The organism is Maricaulis alexandrii, from assembly GCF_005871165.1.
In the GTDB taxonomy this organism is placed as follows: Bacteria; Pseudomonadota; Alphaproteobacteria; order Caulobacterales; family Maricaulaceae; genus Maricaulis; species Maricaulis alexandrii.
The window spans coordinates 199,088-214,282 of the sequence record NZ_SWKP01000007.1 but is presented as its reverse complement, the minus strand read 5'-3'; the positions used below and the strand labels follow the sequence as shown (position 1 = coordinate 214,282).

At 62.7% G+C, this 15,195-nt stretch carries 14 protein-coding genes; 9 read left to right on the top strand and 5 right to left on the bottom strand.

What is annotated here, in order from left to right; all coding sequences use genetic code 11:
- Window positions 1-70: 70 nt before the first annotated feature.
- A complete protein-coding gene (locus FCS99_RS10115; RefSeq protein ID WP_138512123.1) occupies window positions 71-541 on the top strand; it encodes an Lrp/AsnC family transcriptional regulator in 471 nt (156 codons plus the stop codon).
- A gap of 15 nt (window positions 542-556) precedes the next feature.
- Here FCS99_RS10115 and FCS99_RS10110 read toward each other — a convergent pair whose 3' ends face one another.
- The 3 genes from FCS99_RS10110 to FCS99_RS10100 form a co-directional block, all read right to left on the bottom strand.
- Window positions 557-2,491, bottom strand: coding sequence for a S9 family peptidase (locus FCS99_RS10110; RefSeq protein ID WP_138512121.1), 1,935 nt, complete (start codon window positions 2,489-2,491; stop codon window positions 557-559).
- Between the two features lie 252 nt (window positions 2,492-2,743).
- The gene (gene groL, locus FCS99_RS10105; protein ID WP_138512119.1) at window positions 2,744-4,390 is read right to left on the bottom strand and encodes a chaperonin GroEL; all 1,647 of its coding nucleotides are present in this window, start codon (window positions 4,388-4,390) and stop codon (window positions 2,744-2,746) included.
- Window positions 4,391-4,437: 47 nt separating this feature from the next.
- Window positions 4,438-4,725 carry a co-chaperone GroES gene (locus FCS99_RS10100; RefSeq protein ID WP_138512117.1) on the bottom strand — a complete coding sequence of 96 codons (288 nt, stop codon included), beginning with the start codon at window positions 4,723-4,725 and terminating at the stop codon, window positions 4,438-4,440.
- 396 nt (window positions 4,726-5,121) lie between these two features.
- Here FCS99_RS10100 and FCS99_RS10095 point away from each other — a divergent pair, with 396 nt between their 5' ends.
- From FCS99_RS10095 to FCS99_RS10085, 3 genes are all read left to right on the top strand, one after another.
- Window positions 5,122-5,793 (top strand): OmpA family protein, encoded by a 672-nt coding sequence (locus FCS99_RS10095; RefSeq protein WP_138512115.1) that lies wholly within the window; start codon window positions 5,122-5,124, stop codon window positions 5,791-5,793.
- A gap of 208 nt (window positions 5,794-6,001) precedes the next feature.
- A complete protein-coding gene (locus FCS99_RS10090) occupies window positions 6,002-7,219 on the top strand; it encodes an EAL domain-containing protein (RefSeq protein ID WP_138512113.1) in 1,218 nt (405 codons plus the stop codon).
- Window positions 7,220-7,271: 52 nt separating this feature from the next.
- Window positions 7,272-8,120, top strand: coding sequence for a TIGR01459 family HAD-type hydrolase (locus FCS99_RS10085; protein ID WP_138512111.1), 849 nt, complete (start codon window positions 7,272-7,274; stop codon window positions 8,118-8,120).
- A 10-nt stretch (window positions 8,121-8,130) separates the two neighbouring features.
- Here the strand turns inward: FCS99_RS10085 and FCS99_RS10080 are convergent, their stop codons facing one another.
- Both FCS99_RS10080 and FCS99_RS10075 read right to left on the bottom strand, forming a co-directional pair.
- Window positions 8,131-8,826 carry a protein phosphatase CheZ gene (locus FCS99_RS10080; protein WP_138512109.1) on the bottom strand — a complete coding sequence of 232 codons (696 nt, stop codon included), beginning with the start codon at window positions 8,824-8,826 and terminating at the stop codon, window positions 8,131-8,133.
- A 55-nt stretch (window positions 8,827-8,881) separates the two neighbouring features.
- A complete protein-coding gene (locus tag FCS99_RS10075) occupies window positions 8,882-9,268 on the bottom strand; it encodes a response regulator (RefSeq protein ID WP_138512107.1) in 387 nt (128 codons plus the stop codon).
- Between the two features lie 125 nt (window positions 9,269-9,393).
- Between FCS99_RS10075 and FCS99_RS10070 the strand changes: the two genes are divergently transcribed.
- The 5 genes from FCS99_RS10070 (at window position 9,394) to FCS99_RS10050 (ending at window position 15,152) form a co-directional block, all read left to right on the top strand.
- Window positions 9,394-9,837 (top strand): MaoC family dehydratase, encoded by a 444-nt coding sequence (locus FCS99_RS10070; RefSeq protein WP_138512105.1) that lies wholly within the window; start codon window positions 9,394-9,396, stop codon window positions 9,835-9,837.
- A gap of 5 nt (window positions 9,838-9,842) precedes the next feature.
- On the top strand, window positions 9,843-10,787 hold the full coding sequence (locus FCS99_RS10065; protein ID WP_138512103.1) for a bifunctional riboflavin kinase/FAD synthetase: 945 nt from the start codon (window positions 9,843-9,845) through the stop codon (window positions 10,785-10,787).
- A 180-nt stretch (window positions 10,788-10,967) separates the two neighbouring features.
- The gene (ileS, locus tag FCS99_RS10060; RefSeq protein ID WP_138512101.1) at window positions 10,968-13,943 is read left to right on the top strand and encodes an isoleucine--tRNA ligase; all 2,976 of its coding nucleotides are present in this window, start codon (window positions 10,968-10,970) and stop codon (window positions 13,941-13,943) included.
- Window positions 13,936-14,532 (top strand): signal peptidase II, encoded by a 597-nt coding sequence (gene lspA, locus FCS99_RS10055; protein ID WP_138512099.1) that lies wholly within the window; start codon window positions 13,936-13,938, stop codon window positions 14,530-14,532. The genes ileS and lspA overlap by 8 nt, the downstream gene beginning before the upstream one ends.
- 83 nt (window positions 14,533-14,615) lie before the next feature.
- Window positions 14,616-15,152: a DUF3035 domain-containing protein gene (locus tag FCS99_RS10050; protein WP_138512097.1), complete on the top strand. Its 537-nt coding sequence runs from the start codon at window positions 14,616-14,618 to the stop codon at window positions 15,150-15,152.
- The last annotated feature ends 43 nt before the right edge of the window (window positions 15,153-15,195 follow it).

The following is a 15,195-nucleotide window of genomic DNA, read 5'->3' as shown; positions in this document are numbered from 1 at the left end:
CATTCGGCGAAATCCGCAGGATAAACGGCGAAATTCGGCGACTGGCGGATATGGCTTCTGGGAGATCCGAATGCTCGACGCCTTTGATCGCGCCATCCTCGACATTGTCCAGGCTGATACGCGTCTTCCCAATCGAGAGATTGCGGCCCGTGTGAACCTGTCCGAGACCGCCGTGCGCCGACGGCTGGACCGGTTGCGCGCCGTCGGTGTGATCCGGGCGGATGTCGCCTTGCTGGATCGTGATCGTCTCGGCCAGACCCTGATCGTCTCCGTGATCTTCCGCGATGACTTGGCCGAGGCGTATGAGCGCTTCATGGCGCAGATGCAGGACAGCGACCGGGTCACCCAATGCTATTCGATCGCCGGGGAGGTCGATTTCATCCTCCATGTCCATGCGACCAGCCTGCGCGAGTTCGAGGACTGGGCGAAAACCACCTTGCTCGCCGACCCGGTCGTGCAGCGCTACGAGACCGCGGTCGTCTTCACCACACACAAATTCTCCACGGCCATTCCCATGACCGTGGAGACAATTGTGTCCTGAAATGGGCGAACGGGCCTAGTGTCCGTCGCTCTTCAGATACTCATCCAGAAAGCTCACATAGGCCTCCGAAGCCGTGATGCGGTTTTCGCGGCGGCGGAAGCCATGGCCTTCATCGGGGAAGAGCACGTATTCCACCGGCACCCCATTGGCGCGGACGGCGGCAACGAGTTCATCGCTTTCCACCTGCAGGACGCGGGGGTCATTGGCGCCCTGGACCACCAGCATGGGCTGGGTGACATTCTCGGCATGGAAGAGCGGCGAGATGGCACGATGCCGTTCCGCATCGGTCGCCGGATCGCCCATTTCGTCATAGAGCGCCTCGCGGAAGCTTTCCCACCAGGGCGGGATGGAGGCGAGGGTGCGCTCCCAATTGGTGACGCCGAAAATATTGATCCCCACCTCGAAGGCATCCGGGTGGAAGGTGAGGGCGGCGGCGGTCATGTAGCCGCCATAGGAGCCCCCGATCACGCCGACCTGGTCGGCATTGACCCAGTCCTGCTGACGCAGCCATTCGCCAGCCGAGACGATATCCATCAGGTCTTCCTCGCCATGCCGGCGATCATCCATGTGATAGAAGGTCTTCCCATAGCCCGACGAGCCACGGTTGTTGGCGGCATAGATGGCATAGCCGTGGTTGACCAGGTGCTGGATCGTGGCGGAATAGCCGACCCGGCTCTGTCCGCCCGGACCGCCATGCACCCAGACCAGGGCCGGCACCGGATGCTCGGCACTGGCGCCGTGCGGCCGGTAGAGAACGCCGGGGATTTCCAGCCCGTCAAAGCTTTCAAAACGCACGATTTCCGCATCCACCATTTCCGCTTCGGAGATGGCAGGGTTGAGCGCATTGGTCAGCTGGGCATGAGCCTGGCTCTCCAGGTCCACGACATGGAGGTTGGAGGGTGAGGTCGCCGAATTGATCAGGAAGGCGACCCGGCTTTCATCGCGCGAAAAGCGCACCGAGCCGAGATCACCCGCCGGCAGGTCCGGCAGGGCGAGATCTTCGCCCGTGGCGGTGTCGGTGATCGTCACTTCGGTGCGGGCATCGGCATTGATCGCGGACACCTGGTAGTCACCCGAGGGCGAATAGATCACGAACTGGACGTCCCAGTCGGCCTCGATCAGGGGCGCGGTGTCACCGCTGTCCAGATCATAGGTCCAGGCCTGGTTGAACTCGCCATGCTCATTGGTGGCATAGACGAGTTGCGAACTGTCCGGCGTGAAGGTGTAGACGCCATGGGCGATATTGCCCTCATGCCCGGTGATCAGCTGCGGGGTGGTGTCGCCGGAGGCCAGATCGACCAGAAGGATGTCGCTGTCGGCGGAGGTGCGGTTGCGCACCAGGGCCAGCCAGCGCCCGTCAGGGCTGACATCGCCGATATCCAGCGAGTCGTCATTCTGGAAGACGATGCCGCTCTCATAGCTCAGCGTGTCATAGGCATAGATGTCCATGGCGGTCTGGTCGCGCTCATTGGTCATCACCCACATGTCCGTGCCGTCCGGCGACCAGCCGAGAAATTGCGCGCGCACCTCGTCGCCCGGCGTGATGTCATTCAGCCGGCCGTCCAGCTCACGGACATAGATATGGTTGATCTCATTGCCGCCACTGTCGGCCATGACCACGGCTCGGTCGTCTTCCGGGAACCAGGACAGGGCAAAGGTGGCATCCGTTTCCGACGCGGTTAGCGCTTCGCGGTCACCGGTCTCGGGATCCACCGCATAGGCGTTGAACACGCCGGTCTCGTCCGAGGTGATCAGGATGCGGCTGTCATCCGCTGACCAGGCAAAGCCCGACGAGGACGCCATGCCGAAACTCGTCGTCTCGTGGAAGGTCGCGGCGTCGTATTGTGCGACGGCCACTTCGTCGGCCGTTTCAGTTCCGGTCTCGGCCGGCTGGCAGGCGGACAGAAGCCCGGCCAGCACCAGGCTGGAGCCTGTGATCAGGTATTTCATGGTCTTCCCCTCGAAAAGCTTGTGGGGAGCTTAGCGCGTCTTTCTTCCCCATCACATGGGGAAGTGGGCCGATGCGACGCATCGGGTCGAAGGGGCGGCGCATCAGCGCCGGATACCGGCTTCGCCGTCCCTCCGTCTTGCCCTTCGGTCAATCCACCTCCCCATGGAATGGGGAGGAATCCCAGCCAAAAGAAAAGGCCCGCTCCATCGGAGCGGGCCTCTCTTTAGTCGGTCAGGTGACCGGCTGCATGACTACATCATGCCGCCCATGCCACCCATGCCGCCCATGTCCGGCATGGCCGGGGCAGCGCCTTCGTCCTTCGGAGCGTCGGCGACGGCGGCTTCCGTGGTGATCAGCAGGGAGGCGACGGAGGCCGCATCCTGCAGAGCCGTACGGACAACCTTGGCCGGGTCGATCACGCCGAAGGAGAGCATGTCGCCATACTCTTCGGTCTGGGCGTTGAAGCCGAAGGTGGCGGAGGTGTTTTCCAGCACCTTGCCGACCACGATGGAGCCTTCGACGCCGGAGTTCGTGGCGATCTGGCGGATCGGAGCCTGCAGGGCACGCGCCACAATGGCGATGCCTTGCGTCTGATCCGGGTTGTCACCTTCCAGGCCGGCCAGCTTGAGCGTGGCTTTCAGCAGGGCCACACCACCGCCCGGGACGATGCCTTCTTCCACCGCAGCGCGGGTGGCGTTCAGGGCGTCGTCGACGCGGTCTTTCTTCTCTTTCACTTCGATCTCGGTGGCACCGCCAACCTTGATCACGGCCACACCGCCAGCCAGCTTGGCCAGACGTTCCTGCAGCTTTTCGCGATCGTAATCGGAAGAGGTGTCTTCAGCCTGCTTGCGGATCTGCGTGACGCGGGCTTCGATCTGGGCCTTGTCACCCACACCGTCGACGATCGTGGTGTCGTCCTTGGTGATGTTGACGCGCTTGGCAGAGCCCAGCATGTCGAGCGTGACGGTTTCCAGCTTGATGCCGAGATCTTCGGAGATGACCTGGCCACCGGTCAGGATGGCGATGTCTTCCAGCATGGCCTTGCGGCGGTCGCCGAAGCCCGGAGCCTTCACGGCGGCAATCTTCAGGCCACCGCGCAGCTTGTTGACCACGAGGGTGGCCAGCGCTTCGCCTTCGACGTCTTCCGCGATGATCAGCAGCGGACGGCCGGACTGCACGACGGCTTCCAGGATCGGGAGCATCGGCTGCAGGGAGGTCAGCTTCTTCTCGAACAGCAGGATGTAGGGCTCTTCCAGCTCGGCCTGCATCTTGTCCGCATCGGTGATGAAATACGGGGACAGGTAGCCACGGTCGAACTGCATGCCTTCGACGACATCCAGCTCGGTTTCGAGGGATTTGGCTTCCTCGACCGTGATGACGCCTTCCTTGCCGACCTTGTCCATGGCCTTGGCGATCATTTCGCCAATGTCGCTGGCGCCGTTGGCGGAGATGGTGCCGACCTGGGCGACTTCACCGCTGTCCTTGACCGGGGTGGAGATGGCCTTGATGTCCTCGATGACCAGGGAGACGGCCTTGTCGATGCCGCGCTTGAGGTCCATCGGGTTCATGCCGGCGGCCACCGACTTCATGCCTTCGCGCACGATGGCCTGGGCCAGAACCGTGGCGGTCGTGGTGCCGTCGCCGGCGATGTCGTTCGTCTTGGACGCGACTTCGCGCAGCATTTGGGCGCCCATGTTCTCGAACTTGTCGGTCAGTTCGATTTCCTTGGCGACGGAAACGCCGTCCTTCGTGGTGCGCGGGGCGCCGAAGGATTTCTCGATCACGACATTGCGGCCTTTCGGGCCCAGCGTGACTTTCACAGCGTTGGCGAGGATGTCGACGCCGCGCAGCATGCGCTCGCGGGCGTCAGAACCGAAATATACGTCTTTAGCAGCCATGGGATTGTATCCGTTGTTCTGAGTTGATCACTGGGTGGAGCGGGCGCTTAGCCCATCACACCGAGGATGTCGGACTCTTTCATGATCAGGAGCTCGTCACCGCCCAGGGTGACTTCGGTGCCCGACCATTTGCCGAACAGAATGCGGTCGCCGACCTTCAGGTCCAGCGGGCGGACGGAGCCGTCATCCTTGATGGCACCACCGCCGACGGCGACAACTTCGCCTTCCTGCGGCTTTTCCTTGGCGGTGTCCGGGATGATGATCCCGCCTTTGGTCGTGGACTCTTCTTCGACGCGCTTCACCAGCACGCGGTCGTGCAGAGGACGAAAGGTCATCTTGGTTCTTCTCCAGCAAGAGGACTGTGAATTCTGCAGAGCCGGGGATCGTTAGCACTCACCCCAGCCGACTGCTAACAGCGGCGGAGATAAGGGTCGGTTGGAGGAGCGTCAAGAGGCGGCGGGTGCGTTTTTTTGCAGTGGGGTCCGGAATCGGTCCCGGACTCGATTGCACTGCGCTGGCTTGGAAATCGGCACCTTGATATCGGCCGCCAGTCGTGACGGTCCGGGCCCGCTTTCGCAAGCACGGGATGCAGCCGGTTTGCGGGCCCTTGAAGCCGCGACGGAAATCCTGTCAGGCTGCGTTCATATTCGGAATGCGTCTATTTGACGTTGGAATGCCTGTCACATTTCAGGCTATGATCCGTCTAGTTGCGTAGCTGAGAAGGTATAACCATGAAACTCCGCACTGCCGCCGTCTCCGTCACGGCCCTCCTGGCGCTGACCGCCTGCACCACCACGGATCCCTATACCGGCGAGACCCGGGCCAACAATACGGGCCGTGGTATCCTGATCGGCGCTGCTGCCGGCGCCGCGCTGGGCTATCTGACCAATACCAGTGACAGCAGCGAGGGGCGGACCAATGCGCTCATCGGTGCCGGTATCGGGGCGCTCGCCGGGGGCGCGATCGGCAATTACATGGACCGCCAGGAAGCGGCCATGCGTGAAGCCCTGTCCGATACGGGCGTCGGCGTCCGCCGCGAAGGCAATGATCTGCGCCTGATCATGCCGGGCGATGTCACCTTCGCCACCAATTCCTCGGACATCCAGGGCCAGTTCTATGGCATCCTCAATGATGTCTCGACGGTGCTGAACCGCTATCCGGCGACCTATATCGACGTGGTCGGCCATGCCGACAGCACGGGTCCGGATGCCTATAACCAGACCCTGTCGGAAAACCGGGCCATCTCGGTCGGCAATTACCTGATCGCCCAGGGTGTGCTGCGGGACCGGTTCTACATCGCCGGCATGGGCGAGCGTGCCCCGATCGCCTCGAATGATACCGCCTATGGCCGCCAGCAGAACCGCCGGGTGGAAATCCTCATTCGTCCGCACGCCGCGTCGTAATTTTCCGGTTTTCCACCGGTGACATTAAAATGCGCGACAAGCGGCCCGCCTTTGTGCGGGCCGCTTTATTTTATGCATGGCCTTAAACTTCAATTGGTTAGATAAGAAAGGGGTCAACAGGGTTTACCTTCGTTAACCAAACGACAACCGGCGCCGACACAGCTTAACCTCCAAGCCCATGTGACGATTCGCTGTCTGGAAGACCGCCATGCCCCGCGCGCTCGATATTCTTATCCTCATGACCTACGTCGCCATCGCGACGGTGGCCGCGATCGGTTTCGAACGGCTCGGCCTGATGCCGAGCATGACGGCCTGGATGATGGGCGCGATTGTTTTCATCGTGGCCGGCATGGCGCACTCCGCCGCGTCCCGGGCGCAGGAACGTCGTGTCCTGGAACAGGAAATCCACAATCTCAAAGCCTCCAACCTCGCCCTCGCCGAAGAGTTCGAGGCCGCCCAGGCCCGGATCGACGAGATCACGGACGAGCTGCGGGCCGAGGCGGTCGAGCGCGACAATGCGCTGGTGCATGAGGTGCGGGTGCTGGAAGATCTGGTTCGCCGTGTCGGCGGCCCGACCAGCCTGTCCGACAAGCCGGTTCCCACCGATACCGCCGAGGCGGGCATCGATATCGAGATCGTTCGCGAAGCCCTGGCGGCCAATCGCGTGGACCTCTATCTGCAGCCGGTCGTCACCCTGCCGCAGCGCCGCGTGGCCTTCTATGAGGGCTATACGCGCCTGCGCGACACGACGGGCCGTGTGATCGCGCCGGCCACCTTTATCCAGGCGGCCGAGCAGGCCGGCATCATGACCGAGGTGGACAATCTTCTCCTCTTCCGCTGCGTGCAAATCGTGCGCCGCCTGACCGGCCAGGACCGCAAGGTCGGTATCTTCTGCAATGTGTCCCTGAACTCTTTGTCGGATGAGGATTTCTTCCCGGAATTCCTCGATTTCGTCCGCCAGAACAAGGATCTCGCCGGTTCCCTGATCTTCGAGATTTCCCAGCGCGCCTTCGAGGAACGCGATGCGGTCGCCGCCCGCAACATGGCCCGCATGGCCGATTTCGGCTTCCGCTTCTCCGTCGATCAGGTCCAGCATGTCGATCTCGACCTGGAAGAAATGGAGCGTGCCGGCGTGCGTTTCGTGAAGATCGGCGGCCAGCGTCTGCTGAGCGCGATCAATGAGTACGAGCCCATTGCCGGCTATGAGCCGGGCGCCATCTCCCATGAGGACATGGCCGGCCTGTTCGCCCGTCACGGCATCGACCTGATCGTCGACAAGATCGAGTCCGAAGCCACCGTGGTGGAAGTCCTCGAACTGGACGTCGCCTATGGCGAGGGACATCTGTTCGGAGAACCGCGTCCGGTCCGTGACGACGTGCTCGAGGAAGCCGCCCAGCCGGCCGCAGGCCTGCGCCTGGTGAGCTGATCCCCCGTCTCATCTGATTGACGGCAGCGGGCGGGCCTGCTTCAAGCGCGCCATGACACAAGCTGCACACTTGGCTCCGCTGCGGGAGCTCTACGACACCCTGTATTGCGATGTTTGGGGCGTGATCCGCGACGGTCGCGCCCTGTTGCCCGAAGCCGTGGACGCGCTGCGCCGTTTCCGAAAGGCGGGCGGGGTGGTGTGCCTGGTGTCGAACTCGCCGCGCCGCTCGTCCAGTCTTCGGACCTTCCTCGCCCAGATGGGACTGCCGGAGGATGCCACCGATACGATGGTGACGTCCGGCGATGCCATTCACAGCGAGCTGGTGGATCGCGTGCCGGGCAAGGCCTGGCATATCGGTCCGGAGGCCGATCATGGCCTGTTCGCCGGTCTGGACCTCGACTTCGTCGATGTGGAGACTGCCGACTTCATCGCCTGTACGGGGCCGGACGATTACTGGAACGGCAAGCCGGACGACTATCGTGACCGGCTTGAGCGGGCCCTGGAGCGCGGGCTGGACCTGGTGTGCGCCAATCCCGACATCGTTGTGCAGGCCGGAGACCAGCTGATCTACTGCGCCGGTGCGATTGCCCGGCTTTACCGCGAGATGGGCGGGCGTTCGATCGTGGCGGGCAAGCCGCACAAACCGATCTATGACCTCGCCAGGGCGGCCCTCGAGGCGGAAGGCAAGACGGTGGACCTGTCCCGGACCCTGGCGATCGGCGATGGTCCCGAGACGGATGTCGCCGGCGCCGACCGTATCGGGATCGATGCCCTGTTCATCGCGGACGGGATTCTCGGCTCAAACGTGAAAAGCGACAGCTTCGATGGAGAAGCTGTCGCTCGCGCACTGGACGGCTATGGAGTGTCGGCACGATGGCTTGCGCCGAAACTCGTCTGGTAGTCCGAACGGTTTAATCGAACAGGGAGTCGATCGAGTTCTGATCGAGATCCGGCACGCTGCCGGACTCGGCGAACATGGCATCGATATCGTCCTGGCTCGTTTCCGGGCCGCCGAGGGCGGGACCGTTGAGCAGGTTCTTCTCGTTGCGCTCGCGTTCGGCCTTTTCCTGTTCGGTCTCGAACCCGTCGGCATCGCGGACACCCATCACCTCGGCAAAGCGGGCGACGCGGCTTTCCACGTGACGCAGGGAATTGACGACCTTGGACACGCGCTGACCGGCGAGATCCTGGAAGGAACAGGCTTCGATGATCGTCATCATGCGGGCCTCGACGGCGGCACGATATTCATCATAGTCCGTTGAATCTTCACAGAGCACGGCCTCGGCCTCGCTCATGATCGTCTCGGTCGCCTTTTCCGTGTCACCAACAACGGCTTCCAGCTCAACCCCGGCGGACGGTATCCGCTCGGTCTTGATGTCGTTGGGACGAAGCGCCGAAATCTCGTCGCGGGTCCGCGAGATGTAATCGGCGATATAGTTGAATTCCTGGCAGATCGACTGGTCGAGGGAGCTGAAGAACAGCTTCATCGTATCCGTCAGCTGGTGGGCCAGCTTCAGGACTTCCATGATCTGCGCGTCCTGCAGGTCGCTGGCTTTCAGTGACGCCAGGGACGTGCGAACTTGCGCTGCAACATTGGCGGCGGGCATGGGGCCCTCCTTCCTTAGCGAACTCAATGGGCGTTGGGGGCGTTCAAGGGGTCGACTAGAAGTCGCCCAGAACTGCCGACATCTTCGCCTTGAGGGTCCCGGCATTGAAGGGCTTCACGATGTAGTTGTTCACACCGGCGCGCTTCGCTGCGACCACGTTTTCGGTTTTGGATTCGGCGGTGACCATGATGAAGGGCGTGGCCTTCATGCTCTCGTCAGCGCGGACCTTTTGCAGCAGCTCGTAGCCGGTCATCGGTTCCATGTTCCAATCGGAAATGACCAGACCGTACTTGTTTTCCTGCATTTTTTGATAGGCTTCCTGGCCATCGGCCGCCTCATCCACATTCTCGAAGCCAATTTGCTTGAGAAGATTGCGAATGATGCGGATCATGGTCTTGTAGTCGTCCACAACCAGGATAGGCATCGTCATCTCGACAGCCATATGTAGTCTCCATCCACTCGGCGCGTTTACACACAATCCGACGGCTTGTTCCGCCGTCTTCAGCACAGACCCTAGACATTCGCGGATAAAAATCGGTTAAAGCGGACAGAAAGATGGAGTCGCTCATGGCAGAAGTGCGCGGTATCGCCCTGGAAGAAATGGAAATTGGCCAATCCGCTGAGGCGGTTAGGACGGTTACCGAAGAAGATTTGGACATGTTCGCCAAGGTCTCGGGCGACTATAATCCGGTCCATATGGACGAAGAATTTGCCCGTTCGACCCCGTTCCGGGGCCGGATCGCGCACGGGGCGCTGGTTGCTTCCTTCATTTCCGGTGTGCTGGGCAACCAGCTGCCCGGACCGGGTGCCATTTTTCTCGGCCTGAACATGCGCTTCTTCCTGCCGACCCGGATCGGTGACGAGGTCACCACGCGGGTCACCGTGAAATCCGTCGACCTGAAATCGCGCAAAGCCCTGATGCAATGCATCTGCACCGTCGGCGACAAGACGACGATGGAGGCCGAAGCCGAGGTCATGGTTCGCAAGCGTCGCAAGAAAACGGACGACTGATCCGCATGCAGGTCTATCAGGGTTTCCAGTCCATATCCGAGAATGGCCGGGGTTCGGTCGTTGCGCTGGGCAACTTCGATGGCGTCCATCACGGACATCGTCATGTGATTGCCTTGGCTGCGGACCTGGCTGAAAACCTTGAAGCGCCGCTCGGCGTGGCCCTGTTCGATCCGCATCCGCGCCGCTTCTTCGCACCTGAAGCGCCCGCCTTCCGCCTGATGGGCGAGCATCGCCGCAACCGGACGCTGGAAAGCCTTGGGGTGAAGCGCCTGCATGTCCTGCCTTTCACGGCCGACATGGCGGCGATGACGCCGGAACAGTTTGTCGATCAGGTGCTCGACCAGGGGCTTGGTATTCGGGGCATCGTCACGGGTGCCGATTTCCGCTTCGGTGCCGGCCGCGCCGGCACGATCGGGGAGCTGGAGCGCCTGTGCGAGGCACGCGGCATCAAGTCGGCTTTCGCCGATCTGCACGGCAATGGTGCGGACAAGGTGTCCTCGACCCGGATCCGCAAGGCCATCCTCGACGGTGACATGAAAGCCGCGGCGGAACTCCTGGGTTCGGCCTGGGCGATTGAGGGGCTGGTCCAGAAGGGCGATCAGCGGGGCCGGACCATAGGCTTCCCGACGGCCAATATCGATCTGGGCGACTTCGTCCGTCCCGCCTATGGCGTCTACGCCGTGCGGGTCCGTCTGGATGGGGAGGGAGAGCCGATCGACGCAGTCGCGAATTTCGGCAAGCGCCCGACCGTCGACGGTCTGAGCGAGCTGCTGGAGGTCCATCTCTTCGATTTCAGTGACGAGATCTACGGGCGCGAGCTGGAGGTGGAGTTCAACAGCTTCATCCGTCCGGAACGCAAATTCGACGGGCTGGACGCGCTGAAGGCGCAGATTGCCCAGGATGCCGCCGAGGCGCGCCGCTTGCTGAGCGGTCTGTCTGGACCGGCCTGACGGGCTCTGTTACACGCGTTTCCATGGTGAATAGACACGGTCTGAACCGCCGCGCGGCATTTGTCTCCGCGCTGAAGACGGGGCGAATTACCGGCCCGGCCCGCTTGGGATGATCCATGCGGTGCCGGGAGATGTTGCGCTACGACTTCTGAGATGACCCCACCGCAAGGACAAGATCCGATGACGGATAATTCGCACGAGACTGGCCAGGATTCCGCCGCTCGCGACTACAAGAACACGCTTTTCCTGCCGACGACCGATTTCCCGATGCGGGCCGGCCTGCCCAAGAAAGAGCCGGAATGGCTCGAGCGCTGGGCCAAGCTGGACCTCTACAAGCAATTGCGCGCCCGTTCCAAAGGGCAGGAGCGCTTTGTGCTGCATGATGGCCCGCCCTACGCCAACGGCCACATCCATATCGGTACCGGCATGAACAAGATCCTGAAGGATTTCGTCGTGCGCTCGCGCCAGATGGCCGGTCTGGATGCGCCCTACCGTCCGGGCTGGGACTGTCACGGCCTGCCGATCGAATGGAAGGTGGAGCAAAATTTCCGCGCCAAGGGCCGCAACAAGGACGACATCCCCAAGCAGGAATTCCGCGCCGAGTGCCGCAAATACGCATCCGAATGGATCGATGTGCAGCGCGAGGAATTCCAGCGTCTGGGCGTGGCTGGCGAGTGGGATGATCCCTATCTGACCATGTCCTTCGACGCGGAAGCCCGCATCGTCGAGGAATTCCTGAAATTCGTGGACGAAGGACTGGTCTATTGCGGTTCCGCCCCGGTGATGTGGTCACCGGTGGAGCAGACCGCCCTGGCCGAGGCCGAGGTAGAATATCACGACAAGGTCTCCACTACGATCCATGTGAAATTCCCGCTGCGCGGGCTGCGCAAGGACGGGTCCGGCGTCCCGAAATCCTGCATTGGGGCCAGCGTCGTGATCTGGACGACCACGCCCTGGACCATCCCGGGCAACCGGGCGATCTGCTTTTCGCCGGAGATCAGCTATGGCCTGTACAAGGTCACCGGCGTCGATGGCGGGGACTTCAAGCCCTGGGCTGCTCCGGGCGACCTCCTCCTGGTGGCCGATGCGCTGTGGGAGGAAACCGCGGCGGCCGCCAAGATCGTCAGCTTCGAACGTCTCGAAACGGTCGATCCGTCGGGTTTTGTCTGCTCGCACCCGCTGGCCGAGGCGGACAAGTATTGGAGCTATCCGGTGCCGCTCCTGCCGGGTGAGCACGTCACCGACGAGGCCGGTACCGGTTTCGTCCACACCGCCCCCAGCCATGGTGCGGAAGACTATGTCGCCTGGATGGGCGCACCGGAATGGCATGACAAGCACGAGGCCGTGCCGCACATCGTCGGGGCCGACGGCGCCTATTACGAGCACATCCCGCTGTTTGCCGGTCTGAACATCATCCGCCTGGACGGCAAGAAGCAGGGCCAGGAAGGCCCGGCCAACAAGGCTGTGATCGACCAGTTGGTCAGCTTCGGCCAATTGCTGGCACGCGGACGGCTGGAACACTCCTATCCGCACTCCTGGCGGTCCAAGGCTCCGGTCATCTTCCGCAATACGCCGCAATGGTTCGTCGCGATCGACCGTCCGATGAAGTCGGGCGGGACGCTCCGCGAGAAGGCCCTCAAGGCGATCTCGGACACCAGCTGGACGCCGTCCGTTGCGGAAAACCGTATCCGGTCCATGGTCGAGCAACGCCCGGACTGGCTGGTCTCCCGCCAGCGCGCATGGGGCGTGCCGCTGACCCTGTTCGTGGAGAAGGGCACCACGCGCGTGCTCAATGATCCCAAGGTGAATGCGCGCATCGTCAAGGCTGTCGAGGCTGATGGCGCCGATGCCTGGTTCGAGCGCTCCTCCGCCGAATTCCTCGGTTCCGATTATGACGCCGATGCCTATGAGAAAGTCACCGACATCCTCGATGTCTGGTTCGACAGTGGCTGTACTCATGCCTTTGCGCTGGAGCCGCGGGCGGACCAGAAATGGCCGGCCGACCTCTATCTGGAAGGCTCCGACCAGCACCGTGGCTGGTTCCAGTCCTCCCTGCTGGAAAGCTGCGGCACGCGGGGCCGCGCGCCTTATGACAATGTGCTGACCCACGGTTTCGTCATGGCCGGCGATGGCCGCAAAATGTCGAAATCCTTGGGCAATGTTCTGGCGCCGAACGAGATCGGCAAGAAGTACGGGATGGAAATCCTGCGTCTGTGGGCCGCGGCCCAGGACTTCACGGATGATCTTCGGATCTCCGAGGAAATCCTTCAGACCTCCGTCGATGCCTATCGCAAGATGCGCAATACGATGCGCTATCTGCTCGGCGCCCTGCACGGCTATGATGAAACCGTGGAACACCTGCCGCTTGAACGCATGCCGTCGCTGGAGCGCTGGGTCCTGCACCGTTTGCACGAGCTGGATGGGCTCGTGAAGGCCGGCTATGCGGCCTATGACTTCAAGAAAGTCTATGCGGCCCTGTTCAATTTCTGTGTTGTCGACCTGTCGGCCTTCTATCTCGATGTGCGCAAGGACAGCCTGTACTGCGACCGTCCGGACAGTGATCGCCGCCGCGCCTGCCGCACGGTCATGCATGAAGTCTTCATGCGCCTGACCGCCTGGCTGGCGCCGATCATGCCCTTCACGATGGAAGAAGTCTGGCTCAGCCGCTTCCCGTCCGAGGATGACAGCGTCCATTTCCGGACCTTCCCGAAAACGCCGTCCAGCTGGCACAATGGCGCCCTGGCCGAGAACTGGCGGACCATCCGCCGTCTGCGCCGTGTGGTGAACGGGGCCCTGGAAGTCGAGCGCCGGGAAAAGCGGATCGGGTCCTCGCTGGAAGCCGCGCCGCGCGTCCATGTCACCGATCCGGCCTATCGCGCTGCCATGTCGGCCGAAGCGCCGGGTGGCAAGGTGGATGATTTCCTCGCCGAAATCGCCATCACCAGCCAGGCTTATCTGGTCGACGGCGCCGCTGACGGCGAAGCATTCCGCCTGGACGATGTCGCCGATGTGGCCGTGATCCCGGGCCGGGCCGAAGGCCAGAAATGCGCCCGTTCCTGGAAATATGATCCGGCCATCGGCTCCGATGCCCGTTACCCGGACATCACCCCGCGGGACGCCGATGCCGTGGCCTTCTGGGATTCTCAGAATGGCTGATGGCCTTGCCGAGCTGCGCCAGCGCCTGACCCAACCGGTGGCCCGGATCGGTCTGGCGCTGGCGGGCAGCATTCTGGTTCTGGACCAGCTGACCAAATACCTGGTCCTGGACCGGCTGAACTTCTCCCCACCCGGATGTCTGGAATTCCAGCGGGCCGAAGGGGCGGAACGCGCGCTCCTGCCCAATACGTGCGGCCATATCGAACTCTCCCCCGTCTTCGACCTGACCATGGTCTGGAACAAGGGGGTGAGTTTCGGCCTGTTCGGGGCCGACACCTGGATGGGGCGTCTCGTCCTGATCACCTTCTCGGTGGTAATTTCCCTGGGTCTGCTCGCCGGCCTGCTCCAGTCGGGGCCGTTGAAGGCCGTCCGGCCGCTGCAGGGCGTGGCCTTCGGCTGCATCATTGGCGGCGCCATCGGCAATGCGATCGACCGGGCGCTCTACGGTGCCGTCGTCGATTTCCTGAATTTCTCCGACGTGTATTTCCCCTATGTCTTCAATATCGCGGATGTGGGGATCAATCTGGGCGTGGCGGCGATCATCCTCGATATGCTCCTGTCCGACCGGAAATCGACCGGCGCGCGTTAAACGGGTGGGATGCGGGCTGGAGGTGTGGGCCCGATTTCGCTAATACTGTCGGCAACAGTCTACGGAGCTTCGTCGAGATGCGTATGCGTACTGCCTTTCTGGCCCTTTCCACGGCCACTATCGCCCTGGCCGGGTGTTCCAGCGTTCCCCAGGCTCTGTCCGGGAATCGCACCACGCCGGACGAGTTTCGTACCGTCACGATCGCACCGCTGACCGTGCCGCCGGAATACAATCTGCGTCCGCCGGCCCCGGGCCAGCCGCGCCCCGATGAAATCTATCCGGACCAGCAGGCCCGTGCTGCGCTGCTCGGCCAGACCGGCAGCTTTGAGGGGTCTGACGCGGAAGCCCTCCTGGTCGCCCAGGCCGGGGGTGGTGCGGCCGACCCCTTCATCCGTTCCATCATTGATGGCGAGACGGCGGGCGTGGTTCGCAAGTCCCGTGGCTTTGCCGACCAGATCCTGTTCTGGCGCGATGGCGAGTATCGCCCGACGGCGGATGCGACGCCGCTGGATGCCGAGGAAGAAGCCGAACGCCAGGAGCGCATCCTGAACGTGACCGGTGGTGGCGATGTCGAGATTGAACGCGACCGCCGCCTGCTGCCGAAACTGCCCGGCCTTTAGGCCCGGCGCAGGCTTCTGCACTTGACCGACTCGGGGCCAGCCA